This is a genomic window from Streptomyces aurantiaciflavus (genome assembly GCF_049808595.1).
In the GTDB taxonomy this organism is placed as follows: Bacteria; Actinomycetota; Actinomycetes; order Streptomycetales; family Streptomycetaceae; genus Streptomyces.
Genome location: NZ_JBNCAQ010000004.1, coordinates 86,927 through 101,778, shown reverse-complemented (window position 1 = coordinate 101,778; position 14,852 = coordinate 86,927). Strand labels below are relative to the sequence as shown.

The 14,852-nt window shown below is 72.9% G+C and carries 13 protein-coding genes; 8 read left to right on the top strand and 5 right to left on the bottom strand.

Annotated elements, in window-relative coordinates; all coding sequences use genetic code 11:
• Window positions 1-375 precede the first annotated feature (375 nt).
• Window positions 376-1,113, top strand: coding sequence for a ferritin-like fold-containing protein (locus ACPT94_RS05430; RefSeq protein ID WP_360336119.1), 738 nt, complete (start codon window positions 376-378; stop codon window positions 1,111-1,113).
• Window positions 1,114-1,239: 126 nt separating this feature from the next.
• On the opposite strand, the gene ACPT94_RS05425 is transcribed toward ACPT94_RS05430, so the two are convergent.
• The 4 genes from ACPT94_RS05425 to ACPT94_RS05410 all read right to left on the bottom strand — a co-directional run bounded on the left by ACPT94_RS05425 (window position 1,240) and on the right by ACPT94_RS05410 (window position 3,342).
• Complete coding sequence (locus ACPT94_RS05425) at window positions 1,240-1,509, bottom strand: hypothetical protein (protein ID WP_360336117.1); 270 nt, start codon at window positions 1,507-1,509, stop codon at window positions 1,240-1,242.
• A 405-nt stretch (window positions 1,510-1,914) separates the two neighbouring features.
• Complete coding sequence (locus tag ACPT94_RS05420) at window positions 1,915-2,142, bottom strand: DUF3107 domain-containing protein (protein ID WP_189934263.1); 228 nt, start codon at window positions 2,140-2,142, stop codon at window positions 1,915-1,917.
• Window positions 2,143-2,287: 145 nt separating this feature from the next.
• On the bottom strand, window positions 2,288-2,929 hold the full coding sequence (locus ACPT94_RS05415; protein ID WP_189934265.1) for a TetR/AcrR family transcriptional regulator: 642 nt from the start codon (window positions 2,927-2,929) through the stop codon (window positions 2,288-2,290).
• 191 nt (window positions 2,930-3,120) lie between these two features.
• On the bottom strand, window positions 3,121-3,342 hold the full coding sequence (locus ACPT94_RS05410; protein ID WP_360336115.1) for a hypothetical protein: 222 nt from the start codon (window positions 3,340-3,342) through the stop codon (window positions 3,121-3,123).
• A 198-nt stretch (window positions 3,343-3,540) separates the two neighbouring features.
• On the opposite strand from ACPT94_RS05410, the gene ACPT94_RS05405 reads away from it, so the two are divergent.
• The 7 genes from ACPT94_RS05405 to moeZ all read left to right on the top strand — a co-directional run bounded on the left by ACPT94_RS05405 (window position 3,541) and on the right by moeZ (window position 13,157).
• Window positions 3,541-4,572, top strand: coding sequence for an alpha/beta fold hydrolase (locus ACPT94_RS05405; protein WP_360336113.1), 1,032 nt, complete (start codon window positions 3,541-3,543; stop codon window positions 4,570-4,572).
• Window positions 4,573-4,584: 12 nt separating this feature from the next.
• The gene (locus tag ACPT94_RS05400) at window positions 4,585-5,985 is read left to right on the top strand and encodes a DUF3152 domain-containing protein (RefSeq protein ID WP_360336111.1); all 1,401 of its coding nucleotides are present in this window, start codon (window positions 4,585-4,587) and stop codon (window positions 5,983-5,985) included.
• Between the two features lie 283 nt (window positions 5,986-6,268).
• Window positions 6,269-8,164, top strand: coding sequence for a DUF3492 domain-containing protein (locus ACPT94_RS05395; RefSeq protein WP_425245239.1), 1,896 nt, complete (start codon window positions 6,269-6,271; stop codon window positions 8,162-8,164).
• Window positions 8,165-8,667: 503 nt separating this feature from the next.
• Window positions 8,668-9,927, top strand: a complete 1,260-nt coding sequence (locus tag ACPT94_RS05390) for a hypothetical protein (protein WP_425245238.1) — start codon at window positions 8,668-8,670, stop codon at window positions 9,925-9,927.
• Between the two features lie 279 nt (window positions 9,928-10,206).
• Window positions 10,207-11,169, top strand: a complete 963-nt coding sequence (locus ACPT94_RS05385; RefSeq protein ID WP_425245237.1) for an NAD-dependent epimerase/dehydratase family protein — start codon at window positions 10,207-10,209, stop codon at window positions 11,167-11,169.
• Window positions 11,157-11,915 (top strand): spherulation-specific family 4 protein, encoded by a 759-nt coding sequence (locus ACPT94_RS05380; RefSeq protein WP_360336103.1) that lies wholly within the window; start codon window positions 11,157-11,159, stop codon window positions 11,913-11,915. Before ACPT94_RS05385 ends, ACPT94_RS05380 begins: the two co-directional genes overlap by 13 nt.
• Window positions 11,916-11,978: 63 nt before the next feature.
• Entirely contained in the window at window positions 11,979-13,157 is a 1,179-nt protein-coding gene (moeZ, locus tag ACPT94_RS05375; protein WP_360336101.1) for an adenylyltransferase/sulfurtransferase MoeZ, read from the top strand.
• A gap of 65 nt (window positions 13,158-13,222) precedes the next feature.
• Here moeZ and ACPT94_RS05370 read toward each other — a convergent pair whose 3' ends face one another.
• Window positions 13,223-14,788, bottom strand: coding sequence for an alpha/beta hydrolase (locus tag ACPT94_RS05370; protein WP_425245236.1), 1,566 nt, complete (start codon window positions 14,786-14,788; stop codon window positions 13,223-13,225).
• Window positions 14,789-14,852 lie beyond the last annotated feature (64 nt).

Below are 14,852 nucleotides of genomic sequence, written 5' to 3'. Positions count from 1 at the left end.
GCGAGCGCGGGGGTCGTGTCGGACCGTGCCGGGGGACGTCGGCCGCCTCTCACGGGCAAGCCGTCAGGACACGGGACCTCGTCCGACGCTCTAGCCTTCGAACCGCTGAGGTGTCCCTCCGATCCCCGTACGCACAGTGCCGTACGGTCAGGGAGGGCTGTCGGGTCGGAGCCGATCGGGCCACCGACCGGGCATCCTCATACGTGCGGCCCGTCGAATACTCGGCAGGCGCATTACCACCATACCCCGGAATCGCGCACACGCGATGGCTGATTCGGTCACGTTGTGGTTGTCACACCGACGCGCCCGGTCCGTCGGGTCCTCGTGGGCACACAGATTGACCAGGGACTTCCGTCGGGCGGCGAGCGGGCTATTGTGCGCTTCATGACCACCTCTGACAAGTCTGAGAACGCCACCGCCGGTATCGCCTCCCAGGACTGGGCGCATGCCTCCGCCGATCCCCAGTACCGTGCCGCGGTCGTGGACCTGCTCGGCGCACTGGCGTACGGCGAGCTGGCGGCGTTCGAACGGCTCGCGGAGGACGCCAAGCTGGCGCCCTCGCTGGAGGACAAGGCGGAGCTGGCGAAGATGGCGTCGGCCGAGTTCCACCACTTCGAGCGGCTGCGCGACCGGCTCACGGAGATCGGTGAGGAACCGACGCACGCGATGGAGCCGTTCGTCGCCGCGCTCGACGGCTTCCACAAGCAGACGGCCCCCTCGGACTGGCTGGAGGGCCTCGTCAAGGCGTACGTCGGCGATTCGATCGCCAGCGACTTCTACCGCGAGGTCGCGGTGCGCCTGGACTCCGACACCCGCGCCCTGGTGCTGGCCGTGCTCGACGACACCGGTCACGCCGGTTTCGCCGTGGACCGGGTGCGCTCGGCCATCGACGCCGACCCGCGCGTGGGCGGACGCCTCGCGCTGTGGGCACGGCGGCTGATGGGCGAGGCCCTCTCGCAGTCCCAGCGGGTGGTCGCGGACCGCGACGCGTTGTCCACGATGCTCGTGGGCGGGGTCGCCGACGGCTTCGACCTCGCCGAGGTCGGCAGGATGTTCTCCCGCATCACCGAGGCCCACACCAAGCGGATGGCCGCGCTGGGGCTGGCGGCCTGAGGACGCGAGCGCCTGCCGGGCGGATCAGTGCGCAGGGAACCGGCGGTGTCTCATCGCCGCGGATGGGCGTGCCGAGCGCCGCGCCCGCGGCGTGATCCGCCGGACGGGCCCCGACGGCGCCGGCTGCTACGCCGGCGCCGATCGTCGCCGGAGGCGGCCCGCGGGGCGCAGCAGCAGGGAGAGCGAGGCGGCGGAGATGGCCGCCGCGCCCAGGAGGCTCGGCAGTACCGCGCCCGGGCCCAGCGCGCTGTGGGTGACGAAGTCACCGAACAGGGCTCCGGCGACGCCTGTCGCGAACACGAGGGTGGGCGCGGGCAGGCGGTGGGACAGGCGGTGGACCGCCGCCCACGCGAGCACGAGACCGAGCACAGCGGAGCCGAGCGCTTCCAAGATCATGCGGGTCCCTCCCAGACGGCGGGCTGTGCATCAAGGTCGTAGCCCGTCATACCCGTGACCTGCGGAATGCAATCCTCCCGTGTGGACGACTTGTGCGCCATCTGTGGAGAAGTTCCGGTGGTGAGCCGGATGCGGAAGCGGCGCTCGGAGAGGCAGCGGAGCAAACGGCGGTGGGGTGACCGCGTGGGGAACGGTGGGGAAACGGTGGCGGGTCCCCGCGTGGGGAACAGCGGGGAAACGGTGGTGGGTCCCCGCGTCGGGAACGGTCGGGCAACACCGCGGGGAGGTGCGGAACGGTCGGGCAGCACCGCGGGGAAGTGGGGAACGGTCGGGCAGCACCGCGGGGAAACGGTCAGGGGCCCGGCGGCCTGTCCGGCCGCCGGGCCCCTGTCGCTGGGCGTTCGCCTAGAGCGCGCCGAAGCCCACCTTGCGCGGGGCCGGCTCGCCCAGCTCGACGTAGGCCAGGCGGTCGGCCGGGACCAGGACCTTGCGGCCGTGCTGGTCCTCGAGGCTGAGCAGCTGCGACTTCCCGGCCAGTGCCTCGGCCACTACCCGCTCGACCTCCTCGGGGCTCTGACCGCTCTCCAGAACGATCTCGCGGGGCGCGTGCTGCACGCCGATCTTGACCTCCACGGCTATGTCCCTCCGACGGTCATGGGTGCGCGGGCGTCCGCGCCGTACGCTGCACACATTAGCCCGGTGAGGGGACGGACACGGCGCTGCCGTCCACGCCAGGAGCGAACAGCGGGCGGGAACAAACGGCCGAGGTGCGCGCGGCTCAGTGCTGTTCGGTGCCGTGCAGCGGGAAGCCGGCGATGCCGCGCCAGGCGAGGGAGGCCAGCAGCTGCACCGCCTCGTCGCGCGGCACGCTGCGGTCGCTGTGCAGCCAGGAGCGGGCCACCACCTGGGCGAGGCCGCCGAGGCCGGAGGCCAGCAGCATCGACTCCGCGCGGGAGAGGCCCGTGTCCTCGGCGATCACGTCGCAGATCGCCTCGGCGCACTCGTTGGTGACCTTGTCGACGCGCTCGCGCACCGCGGGCTCGTTCGTCAGGTCCGACTCGAAGACCAGGCGGAAGGCGCCGCCGTCGTCCTCGACGTAGGCGAAGTAGGCGTCCATCGTGGCGCGGACGCGCTGCTTGTTGTCGGTCGTGGAGGCGAGCGCGCCCCGCACCGCCTGGATGAGGGATTCGCAGTGCTGGTCCAGCAGGGCGAGATAGAGGTCGAGCTTGCCCGGGAAGTGCTGGTAGAGCACCGGCTTGCTGACGCCGGCCCGCTCGGCGATGTCGTCCATCGCGGCCGCGTGGTAGCCCTGCGCGACGAAGACTTCCTGGGCGGCGCCCAGCAGCTGGTTCCGTCGGGCACGGCGCGGCAGGCGCGTGCCCCGCGGGCGCGCCGCCTCAGTTTGCTCGATGGCTGTCACGCCGCCTCCCAAAGTCGTCCTCTTGCGGTGTGCCGCCGCGCCGCCATCGTACTTTTCGGTAACCGTGGTGTGCGCGGTGAGAGCGCAGAATTTCACGTACCGGACGATGACAAAAGCGGTGCGGAAGGTTTCAAACCGGGGCGATGCGGGCAGACTGCGGCCCCACTGCAGCTCGGCGCACGGTGCCGGCGTCAGCGATAGTCGTCCTCGTCGAGCGAGACGACGCGGGCCTGTTCGACGAGGTCGGCCTCGTTCGCACGGGCGGGGTCGACGCCCTCCAGCGGGTCGTCGCGCTGCGGCGTGACGTCCGCGTGCTGTTCGGCGGCATCGTTCTCCGGGGCCTCGACGTCGAACTCCGCGGCGCCGCCGTCGTCGTCCACGAACGTCTCGGGATCGGTGGGGTCGATGGCCATGGTGGGCTCCCTTCCTACGAACGTCCCCGGGGCGCAGGGGCCACACGCGGGTGCCCTCTGTACGAGCCTAGGAGACACTCTTTGCGGACGCTATGCGATGTGCCCAGGAATCGCGCCCCTATCTGTACGACGTACAGCCCGTCGTCTGTGACGGCGAACACACAAGTCCGGGCGTGATCGTCTCGTAACATTGCGGGCATGTCTTCGACCGAGTTGCCGTCCGTGCCGCCCACCAGTGTGCTGCCGAAGGCGGCTTCCGTCCGGGTCGCCGAGGGCGAGCGACTCCGATCGGTCGGACTGCCGGGCGTCAGCCTGACGATCCGCTCCAGGCCGCCCGCGCGCGCGGGACTCGAACCCGCGCTGTTCGTGCACGGGCTCGGCGGTTCCTCGCAGAACTGGTCCGCGCTGATGGCGCTGCTGGACGGGGTCGTCGAGAGCGAGGCCGTCGATCTGCCCGGCTTCGGCGACTCCCCGCCACCGGACGACGGCAACTACTCCATCACGGCACACGCGCGTGCCGTGATCCGCTACCTCGACGCGCAGGAACGCGGACCCGTCCACCTCTTCGGCAACTCCCTCGGCGGCGCGGTGTCCACGCGCGTCGCCGCGGTCCGGCCCGACCTCGTCCGCACGCTCACCCTCGTCTCGCCCGCCCTGCCGGAGCTGCGCGTCCAGCGCACCGCGGTGCCCACGGGCCTGCTCGGCATGCCCGGCGTGGCCGCGCTCTTCAGCCGCTTCACCCGCGAGTGGACGGCGGAACAGCGGGTCCGCGGGGTCATGGCCCTGTGCTACGGCGACCCCGGGCGGGTTTCGCCGGAGGCGTTCCGTCACGCGGTGGAGGAGATGGAGCGGCGGCTGCAGCTGCCGTACTTCTGGGACGCGATGACGCGGTCCGCGCGCGGGCTCGTCAACGCGTACACGCTCGGCGGCCAGCACGGCCTGTGGCGCCAGGCCGAGCGCGTCCTCGCCCCGACGCTCCTCATCTACGGCGGCCGTGACCAGCTCGTCGGCTTCCGCATGGCCCAGAAGGCCGCGCGCAGCTTCCGTGACTGCCGTCTGCTCACGCTGCCCCACGCGGGGCACGTGGCGATGATGGAGTACCCGGGGACCGTCGCCACGGCGTTCAGGGAACTACTGGCGGAGACGGGTTCGGCAAGGGGGCCGGGAACCGGTGCGGTCTCCGGCACGTTGTCCGAGCGGGCCGGTGGGTCCGCGAGTGCGGGGAGCTGAGGGGGGGGGGTCGTGGGACGCCACAGTCGACGGGGACCAGCGCCCAAGGGCGCGTCGAAGGGCAGTTCCGGGAGCGCCTCCCAGGGAGCTGAGCAGGGGGACGCACGGGGTGGCCGTGGCCAGGGGGCCGGCCGTCCCTCGGGCGGTACGCCGGTTCGTGGGGTGCCCCGGCTTCCCGACGGGACGCCCGCGCACGGTTTTCCCCGGCTTCCCGACGGCACTCCTGTCCGCGGCGTGCCCGGATCGCCCGACGGAACTCCCGCTCACGGCTTCCCCCAGGTCCGTGGCGGTCATCCCGAGCAGCGTGAAGGCGGGGGCGGCTGGGGGGAGTTGAGAGGGCGGACGGAGAGCGGGGCCGGGCCCCTGATTCCCCGCCAGAGGCCGGCGGGTGCCGGAGGCCCGCGCAGGGAGTACCTCGACGCCTTCGCCGAGGAGGACGACGACGTCTTCGCGCACCGCAGGCCCGCGTCCGTCGCCACGTCCTCACACGCGAACAACGCCTACGACCCGTACGCCTCCGTCACCGACTGGGACCCGGCCACGCGCGGGCCCGCCCCGGCCGACGACGACGCGCCGCCCACCGGCCGACCCGTGGTCGCCAAGGGCACCAAGGGGCGGACGTTCACCGGGATCGCGGCCGCCGCCGTCACCACCGTGCTGGCCGTGGTGGTGGCCGGGCAGGTCACCGACGCGCGGGACGAGGACTCCGCCCGGTCGCAGTCCACGACGGACCAGGCCGACCGTGACGCCCGCGACTCCGCCGCGCGCGGCAACGACCGGCCGAGCCCCTCGCCGTCCGCCAGTGTGGCGCCGCTGACGTACGAGCAGAAGATGGACGAGAAGTACGCCCTCAGTGCCACGCTCAAGGGGCCGGGGAAGTTCGACGCCGTGCCCGGCATCGACAAGGCGCCCGGCAAGGGGCAGAAGTACACCTACCGCGTGGACGTGGAGCAGGGGCTGGGGCTCGACGCCGAACTCTTCGCGCAGGCCGTGCAGAAGACGCTGAACGACAAACGCAGTTGGGCCCACGGCGGCGCGCGGACCTTCGAGCGGATCTACTCGGGCAAGCCCGACTTCGTCATCACGCTCGCCAGCCCCGGCACCACCGCCGACTGGTGCGCGAAGTCCGGCCTGGACACCACCGTGGACAACGTCTCCTGCAACTCGGCCGCCACCGAGCGCGTGATGATCAACGCGTACCGGTGGGCGCAGGGGTCGAAGACCTACGGCGACAAGATGTACGCCTACCGGCAGATGCTCATCAACCACGAGGTCGGCCACCGGCTCCGCTACGACCATGTGACCTGCGACAAGAACGGCGAACTCGCCCCGGTCATGCAGCAGCAGACGAAGTTCCTGGAGCACAACGGGATCCGCTGCCTGCCCAACCCCTGGCCCTACCCCAAGGGTTGACGCGTGGCTCGTGAGCCATGCCGGCATGCCCTCCGCACGCCCTCCGGGTGCGTGCCCCTCGCTGCGCGGCGCCGGATGACGCGCCTGGCGTAACGTTTCGCGACCGCATGATCTCTTAGCGCGACGGAACGCGACCCGCACGGGAAAGTTACGACCGTTCACCCCTTTTGGTGGCGCTGCGGACAACCGTCCGTCGCGCCACCGTCTTGTCCGCATACCTTCTTCCCGCTGCGAGCCGCCGGGTCAACGGTGGCTCCCCAAACGGGAGATCGGGGGTGCACACGTGCGCATCGGACTGCTTACGGAGGGTGGCTATCCGTATGTGAGCGGTGACGCCGGACTCTGGTGCGACCGGCTCGTGCGCGGGCTCGGGCAGCACGAGTTCGACCTCTACGCGCTCAGCCGCAGCGAGCACCAGGAGGCCGCGGGCCGGGTCGCACTGCCGCCGCAGGTCCGCCAGGTGCGGACAGCGCCCCTGTGGAGAGCCGAGGACGACGGGGTCGCGTACGGGCGGCGCGCGCGCCGGCGCTTCGCCGAGTGCTACGGCGAGCTGGTGGCCGTCCTGTGCGAGGGGGGCTCCGGCGAGGCTTCGGGGGAGCGTTTCGCGGCGCAGGCGGACCGTTTCGGCACTGCGCTGTACGGGCTCGCCGAACTCGCGCGCGACGAGGGCGGACTGGTGGGAGCGCTCCGCTCGGAGGGCGCCGTGCGCGCCCTGGAGCGCGCCTGCGGTGCGCCCGGCGCACTGCGTACGGCGCGTGAGGCGCGCGTTCCCGACCTGCTCGCCGTGGCCGCGCACCTGGAACGGCTGCTGCGCCCCCTCTCGCTCGACTGGTACGAGGACGGCGGCGCCGACGGGGCCGACGGGCTGGGCTCGGCGGACCTGTGTCATGCGGCGTCGGGGGGTGCGGCGGCCCTGCCGGGGCTGCTGGCGCGGCACTTCTTCGGGGTGCCCCTGGTGGTGACGGAGTACGGGGTGCGGTTGCGGACGCACTATCTGAGCTCCGGGGCCGGGGCGGCTTCCTCGGCTTCGTCGACCTCGTCGTCCTCCTCGTCCGCTTCCCCGGTCTCCGAACCGGCCCCCGCCGTGCGGGCGTTGCTCGCCGCGTTCCACGGGCGGCTCGCCGCCGAGGTGTACCGGCAAGCCGCGTGTGTCACGCCCGGGAACGCGCACGCCCGCCGCTGGCAGGAGCGGTGCGGCGCCGACCGCGCCAGACTGCGCACCGTCTACCCGGGCATGGACGCCTCCCGCTTCGCCGAGGTCGGCGACTCGCCGGACACCGCCGACCCGCGCACGCTGGTCTGGGTCGGCCGGGTGGAGCCCGCGAAGGACCTGGTGTCCCTGCTGCACGCCTTCGCGCAGGTCAGAATGGAGGAGCCCGGGACCCGCCTGCGGATCATCGGCGCACCGGCCGGGCCGGAGGGACAGGCGTACCTCGGGCACTGCCGGATGCTGGCCGCGCAGCTTTTCCCGGACGAGGCGGACGGGCCGCACGCCGTCGGCGACAACCCGGTCTCCTTCGAGGAGATCGGCGGCCCGGAGCTGCCCGGCCTCGCGGAGGCGTACGCGGCCGGTGCCGTCGTCGTCCTGTCCAGCGTCGTCGAGGGCTTCCCGGTCGGCCTGGTCGAGGCGATGCTCTGCGGGCGCGCGACCGTCTCCACGGACGTCGGTGCGGTGGTCGAGGTCATCGGCGGTACGGGGCTGGTCGTCCCACCGCGCAACCCGCGGGCGTTCGCGGAGGCGTGCGTGGCGCTGTTGCGCGACCCCGAGCGCCGTGCGCGCCTGGGCGCGGCCTCCCGCGCACGCGCCCTCGAACTGTTCACCGTCGAGCAGAACGTCGCGGCATTTCACGGCATTTACCTGGAGGTCCTCTCCCACAGCCCGGTCCGCCGGGTCGCCGTCGACGAAGCCGGCGAGCCCCGGCCGTTCGCCGTCCCGGCGGAAGCGTGGCTCCCCGACCGCTGGACCGGCCCCGACGGGCGGGCCCGAGATGTGCGCGGGTCCGGCCGGGGGGAGGGGCCCGCGCCGGCGCGGGGGACGGGCGCGGTGTCCGGTGCGTCGGCGGTGCATGGTGCATCGGCGGCTCCCGGCGGGGCGCCGGTGCCCGGCGCGGCGGTAATGCCCGGCATCTCGCCGGTCCGGCCCGGGGCACGGGTCGCCGCCACGGAGGGGGTGCGATGAGCGGCCTGGGTGAACTCGACCGGCCCGGGACACCGGGGAGCCCGGCGTCCCGGGACGAGCGGTCGGAGGAGTGGCTCCCGGGGGAGGAGAGCGCGGTGGGGGAGGAGAGCGCGGCGGGAGAGAGCCGGGAGTGGAGTGTCGGTGACGTGTTTTCGGGTGGGGGTAAGGAGCGAGGGGTCGGTGAGGTGGTTCCGGGTGGGGGCAAGGAGCAGGGGGAGAGTGACGAGGTTTCGGATGCGCGCCGGGAGCCCGGAGCCGGTTGCGTTTCTTCAGGTGAAGGCGCGGGGCGGGTAGTTGGTGACGCGTCTGCCAGTGAGGGAGGGGAGCGCGGTGCGGGTGACGCCTCTTTAGGTGAGCGATCGGGGCGGGGCGTTGGTGGCGCGTCTTTGGGTGAGGGCTGGGACCGGGGTGTTGGTGGCGCGTCTTGGGGTGCGGACTGGGGGCGGGGGGCTGGCGACGCTTCTTTGGGTGGGGGCTGGGAGCGAGGTGCCGGCGACGCGTCTTTGGGTGAGGGCCGGGAGCAGGGCGTTGGTGGCGCGTCTTCGGGCGAGGGGCGGGAGCGCAGTGTCGGTGACACGTCTCCCGGCGAGGGCCCGGACTCGTTCTCCGTCGTCGGCCCGGACATCGACGCCGCGCCCGCCGCCACTCCTCACACCCCGCCCACCCCTCGCCGAGGCGCCGCCGACCCGGTGAAGGCCCTGATGCACCGCCACCGCGAGCTGTGCGAACGGGCCGTCGACCCCTTGGACATCGCGGCCGGTCTGGAGGCCCACGGCGTCACCGACCGGACCGCCGCCCGCTTTCGGCACCGCGATGTCTTCTCCCTCGCGGAGGAGATGTACGCCCGCGTCCCGCGTGACGCCGACACGCCCCCGCGTCCGGCGCCGTCCGCCGCGAGCCCGTCGGCCCGCCTGGACTGGGCGCTGCTCACCCTGCTGCCGGGCGCCTTGTACGCCGCGACCGTCGCAGGCTTCCACCTCACCCAGGGGCGGGTGCGCTTCTTCGTCGTGACCGCGGGCGTCCTTGCCGTGGTTCTCGCCGTGCGGGCGGCCCTGCGGCGGGGTCCGCTGGGCCCGCGAGGCCGCACGCACCCCGGCGCCTACCCGACCGGCTGGACTTGCTGGCTCCTGGCCTACGCCGCCCTGGGGGACGGACTGCTGCGCGCCGCCGTCGACGGCGGCCCCGACGGCCTGCCCACCGGGACGCCGCACGGTCCCTGGCCCTTCGCCGCCGCGCCCCTGCTCACCCTGGCCCTCGCCTGCGCGCCCGCCGCCTGGAGCGCCCACCTCCTCGCCGTACGCGTCGGTCGCCGACTGAACGCCAGCCGGCGCCTGGAGGAGTTCGCCGCCTCCGTACAGCCGTTGCTGCTCGGCGCGGTCGCCCTCTTCCTGTGCTCGCTCGCGGCGCTGACCGGACTGTGCGCGGCGGTCCTGGACGAGCCCGCCGGGTATGCGCAGACCCTCACCCTGGGTGTGCTGCTCTTCCTCGCTCGCCTCCTTGCCGTGCACGGCTTCGGCCACGCCCCGGCGCTCGCTCTCGGGACCGCCGGCGCCTTGGAGGCGATCGCCCTGGCCACCGTCTTCGCGGGCCGTCTGCCCGGCTGTGACGTCCTGGCCATGCCCGTCGACGCCCTCGTGGCCGCGTGGGGCCCGGCCGGCGTGCCGGCCCTCGCCTGCGGAGCGGCGGCCCTGACCCTGCTGATCCACGCGACCCGCACGCTGACCAGGGCCTCCGCTCACGCGCGGACGGACCCGCCGTGCTGACGCGGAGCCGCCGCTCACGGGTCGGCCTCGGCGGGGCCCGGGGGCTGGATCTCCGCCCGCCCCGGCGGCCGCCCGCCGCCCAACCATCGCGCGCAGCGCCACCCCCACCGTGCACGGACCGCACGACGCATGCGCTCCTCCACCCACGCAACACCCCCGAAGGAGAAACCAGATGACCACCTCCCGATCCGGAGCGACCGGAACCACCGGGGCACCCGCGGTCGCAGGAGCCCCCGCGGCCACGGGAGCAGCCGCAGCGCACACCCCGGGAGCCGCACGATGAGGGTCCTGCTGATCGGAGCCAACGGTTACATCGGCCGCTTCGTCGCCGACCGCCTGCTCGCCGACCCGGCCGTCCAGCTCACCGCACTGGGCCGTGGCGACGACGCCGACGTCCGCTTCGACCTCGCGACCGGCAGCCCCGGCGCTCTCACCCGCTTCCTCGACGCGGTCCACCCCCAGGTCGTCGTCAACTGCGCGGGCGCCACCCGCGGCGGTGCCCGGGAACTCACCCGGCACAACACCGTCGCCGTCGCCACCGTCTGCGAGGCCCTGCGCCGCAGCGGCTGCGGCGCCCGCCTCGTGCAGATCGGCTGCGGCGCCGAGTACGGCCCGAGCCAGCCCGGCTCCTCCACGGCGGAGGACGCGGTTCCGCGCCCCGGTGGCCCGTACGGCGTCAGCAAGCTCGCCGCCACCGAACTGGTCCTCGGGTCGGGTCTGGACGCCGTGGTGCTCCGCGTCTTCTCGCCGGCCGGTCCCGGCACACCCGCAGGCTCCCCGCTCGGGCGGCTCGCCGAGGCCATGCGCCGCGCGATGCAGTCCGGCGACGGCGAGCTCAAACTCGGCGGCCTGGGCGCCCAGCGCGACTTCGTCGACGTCCGTGACGTCGCCCGCGCCGTGCACGCCGCCTCGCTCTCCGCCGCGCAGGGCGTCATCAACATCGGCTCCGGTCGCGCCGTCCGCCTGCGCGACGCCGCCGCGATCCTCGCGCGCGTGGCCGGATACGCCGGCGCCCTCCACGAACTCGACGGCCCGCCCGGCGCCCACCTGCGGCCGGCCATCGGCCATCCCCGCGGCGACTCAGACCAGGCGGCCCCGGTCGCGTACCCGTACCCGGACGGCTGCGGCAGCTGGCAGCAGGCCGATGTGCGCACCGCCCGCGACCGGCTCGGCTGGCGGCCCCGGATCAACCTCGAGGAGTCCCTCGCCGACATCTGGATGGAGGCGGCGTGTCGTATCTGACAGGCACCCCGGCGGGCAGCGCGCGCGCCGGGACCACCGACGTCCGCACCGGCCTCGGCGTCCCCGGCCTCGCGCACCCCCTCCTCGCGCCGGCCGAATGGGGCGAACTCACCCGCCCCGGCCGGCCCCTGCACTGGGCCGTCCTCGACGTCGCCGCCGGGCCCGGCGCCCGCCCCGACCCGCACTGCCTGGAGGCCGCCGGCCGGCTCCGCACCGCGGGCGTCCGCGTTCTCGGCCGTCTGGACCTCGCCTACGGCGCCCGCGCCTTCGCCGAGGTGGTCTCCGACGCGAGCCGGTACCTCGACTGGTACCAGGTCGGCGGCTTCCTCCTGGACCGCTGCCCGGCCGAACGCAGCGCGCTCCCCGAGGTCCGCCGCACCGTCGGCACGCTGCGCACGCTCCATGACGCGCTCCACGTCGTCCTCGGCCACGGCACCCACCCGTACCCCGGCTACGCCGACAACGCCGACCAGCTCGTCACCTTCTGCGGCCCCTGGAGCGACTACCGCTGGTCGCAGGCGGCCGACTGGACCGCCGCCCATCCGCCCGAGCGCTTCTGCCACTTGGTGCACGGCGTACCCCGCGGCCACCTGGAGGAGGCGCTGCGCATCGCCCGCTGGCAGGGCGCGGCGACGGTCTGGTTCACCGACCGGCCGGACCGCGGCGGCCTGCTCGACCCCTGGGAGACCATGCCCGGCTACTGGGACGAAATCGTCTCGCGGATCGGAACGGGTGTCTCGGAATGAAGATGGCCATGGCAGTGTTACAGGGAGAACAACTGTAGTGATTGACCGACCAACGGAGTCCCCGTGTCGCTGCCACCCCTGGTCGAGCCCGCCTCCGAGCTCACCGTAGACGAGGTCCGCAGGTACTCCCGCCACCTGATCATCCCCGACGTCGGGATGGACGGGCAGAAGCGGCTGAAGAACGCCAAGGTGCTCTGTGTCGGCGCCGGCGGCCTGGGCTCGCCGGCGCTGATGTACCTGGCCGCGGCGGGCGTGGGCACGCTCGGCATCGTGGAGTTCGACGAGGTCGACGAGTCGAACCTGCAGCGCCAGATCATCCACAGCCAGGCCGACATCGGCCGCTCCAAGGCCGAGTCCGCGCGGGACAGCGTCAAGGGCATCAACCCGTACGTGAACGTGATCCTTCACGAGGAGCGGCTCGAGGCCGACAACGTGATGGACATCTTCAGCCAGTACGACCTGATCGTCGACGGCACGGACAACTTCGCGACCCGCTACCTGGTCAACGACGCGTGCGTGCTGCTGAACAAGCCGTACGTGTGGGGTTCGATCTACCGCTTCGACGGCCAGGCCTCCGTCTTCTGGTCGGAGCACGGCCCCTGCTACCGCTGCCTCTACCCGGAGCCCCCGCCGCCCGGCATGGTCCCCTCCTGCGCCGAGGGCGGCGTCCTGGGCGTGCTGTGCGCGTCCATCGGCTCCATCCAGGTCACCGAGGCGATCAAGGTCCTCACCGGCACCGGCGAGCCGCTGGTCGGCCGACTGATGATCTACGACGCCCTGGAGATGCAGTACCGCCAGGTCAAGGTCCGCAAGGACCCGAACTGCGCGGTCTGCGGCGAGAACCCGACCGTCACCGAGCTCATCGACTACGAGGCCTTCTGCGGCGTCGTCTCCGAGGAGGCCCAGGAGGCGGCCGCCGGTTCGACGATCACTCCCAAGCAGCTCAAGGAGTGGATCGACGACGGCGAGAACATCGAGATCATCGACGTCCGCGAGCCGAACGAGTACGAGATCGTCTCCATCCCGGGCGCCAAGCTGATCCCGAAGAACGAGTTCCTGCTGGGCACCGCGCTGGAGGGCCTGCCTCAGGACAAGAAGATCGTCTTGCACTGCAAGACGGGTGTCCGCAGTGCGGAAGTCCTCGCGGTCCTGAAGTCCGCGGGCTTCGCGGACGCCGTCCACGTCGGCGGCGGCGTGATCGGCTGGGTCAACCAGATCGAGCCGAGCAAGCCGGTCTACTGAGCCGACCTGACCGCCCGGACGGCGGGGGCTTCGCGCACCACGGGTGCCCGGAGCCCCCGCCGTCGTCATGAGCAGACCGTGCCGTCCTTCGGCACCGTGCCGTTCAGCAGATAGCCGTCCACCGCCGAGTCGACGCAGTCGCTCCCGCTCCCGTAGGCACCGTGCCCCTCGCCCTTCCAGGTGAGCAGCACACCGACGCCCTTGCCCAGTTCGTCCGCCATCTTCCGCGCCCCTTCGTAGGGGGTCGCCGGGTCCCCGGTGTTGCCGACCAGCAGGATCGGCGCCGCGCCCGCCGCGCTCACCTCCGGGGTGTCGAACTGCCCGGCCACCGGCCAGTCGTGGCACCAGCCGGCCGCGTCCCAGCCCAGGAAGGTGCCGAACACGGGCGAGATCTTCTCGAACTCCGGCAGCAGCTTCTTCGTCTCCTCCAGCGTCGGCCGCTGCTTGTCGTCCAAGCACGATATGACCCGCTGCGAGTGGGTCGTCGTGCCGTAGTGCCCCGAGGAGTCCCGCTCGTTGTAGGCGTCGGCGAACGTCAGCAACTCGGAGCCGTCGCCCTGTTCGGCCGACTCCAGGGCGCTGGTCAGACCGGGCCAGCTCTGCCGGCTGTACAGCGGCAGGACGATGCCGGTGACCGCGAGCGTCTGCGTGAGCTTGCGCCCGGACGACGTCGGCAGCGGATTCGCGTCGATCCGCTTCAGCAGAGCCGCGATCTTCGCGCTGCCCTGCTCGGGGTCCTGGCCGGTCGACTTCAGGTAGTTGTCGAGCGCCAGCTGGAAGCCCTTCGCCTGGTTCTTCGCGTGGCCCACCGAGTCGGCGCTCGGATCGACCACCGCGTCGAGGATCAGCCGCCCCACGTTCTTCGGGAACAGGTGGGCGTACACGCCGCCCAGTTCGGTGCCGTAGGAGATGCCGAAGTAGTGCAGCTTCGTGTCGCCGAGGACCTGGCGCATCAGGTCCATGTCGCGGGCGGTGTCGGTGGTCGAGACGTGCGCCATCAGGGGGCCTGCGGCCTTCTCGCAGCCCTGGCCGAAGTCGTCGGCATCCTTGAGGTACGTCTGCTCCTCGGAGGGGGTGTCCGGGGTGGAGTCGACGGACTCGGCGGCCTGGATCTCCTTGTCGCTGCGGCAGCGGACGCCCTCGCTGGCGCCGACCCCGCGCGGGTCCCAGCTCACCAGGTCGTAGCGCTCGCGCAGTGACGCGACCGTGGAACCGTACGACGGCAGTGTCGACACGCCGGAGCCGCCCGGACCGCCGAAGTTGAACAGCAGCGAGCCGATCCGCTCGCCTCCGGCGCCACCGGCTTTGGCGCGGACCAGCGCCAGGTCGATGGTGTCGCCGGCGGGCTTCGACCAGTCCAGCGGCGCCTTCAGCGTGGCACACTGCCACTCGCTGCCCGGCGCGGGCGAGTCCGAGGTCTCCTTGCAGCGTCCCCAGTCGAGCTTCTGGCCGGTCAGTGAGGCGGGCAGGGCCGCCGGCGCGCCCGTCGTCGCGGAGGAGCCGGCCGACGGCCGCGCGTCCGCCGTACCCCCCTTGCCGTCCTCGCCCCCGTCCGACGCGCCGCTGCTACAGCCCGCCACGAGCAGCGCGGCGGCGGCTCCCAGTGCCGTCCACCGTACGAATCGCGCCATGTGCACACCCCCTCGCAGGCCGTCCGCATCGGGCGGCGGACGGCTGTCCTGCCATAGTAGGTGG

Excerpts from the sequence above, each read along its gene's own strand:
- ACPT94_RS05410 (WP_360336115.1), bottom strand. The coding sequence starts at position 3,342 with ATGGCCATCGACCCCACCGATCCCGAGACGTTCGTGGACGACGACGGC.
- ACPT94_RS05370 (WP_425245236.1), bottom strand. The coding sequence starts at position 14,788 with ATGGCGCGATTCGTACGGTGGACGGCACTGGGAGCCGCCGCCGCGCTG.
- ACPT94_RS05405 (WP_360336113.1), top strand. The coding sequence starts at position 3,541 with ATGTCTTCGACCGAGTTGCCGTCCGTGCCGCCCACCAGTGTGCTGCCG.
- ACPT94_RS05385 (WP_425245237.1), top strand. The coding sequence starts at position 10,207 with ATGAGGGTCCTGCTGATCGGAGCCAACGGTTACATCGGCCGCTTCGTC.
- ACPT94_RS05425 (WP_360336117.1), bottom strand. The coding sequence starts at position 1,509 with ATGATCTTGGAAGCGCTCGGCTCCGCTGTGCTCGGTCTCGTGCTCGCG.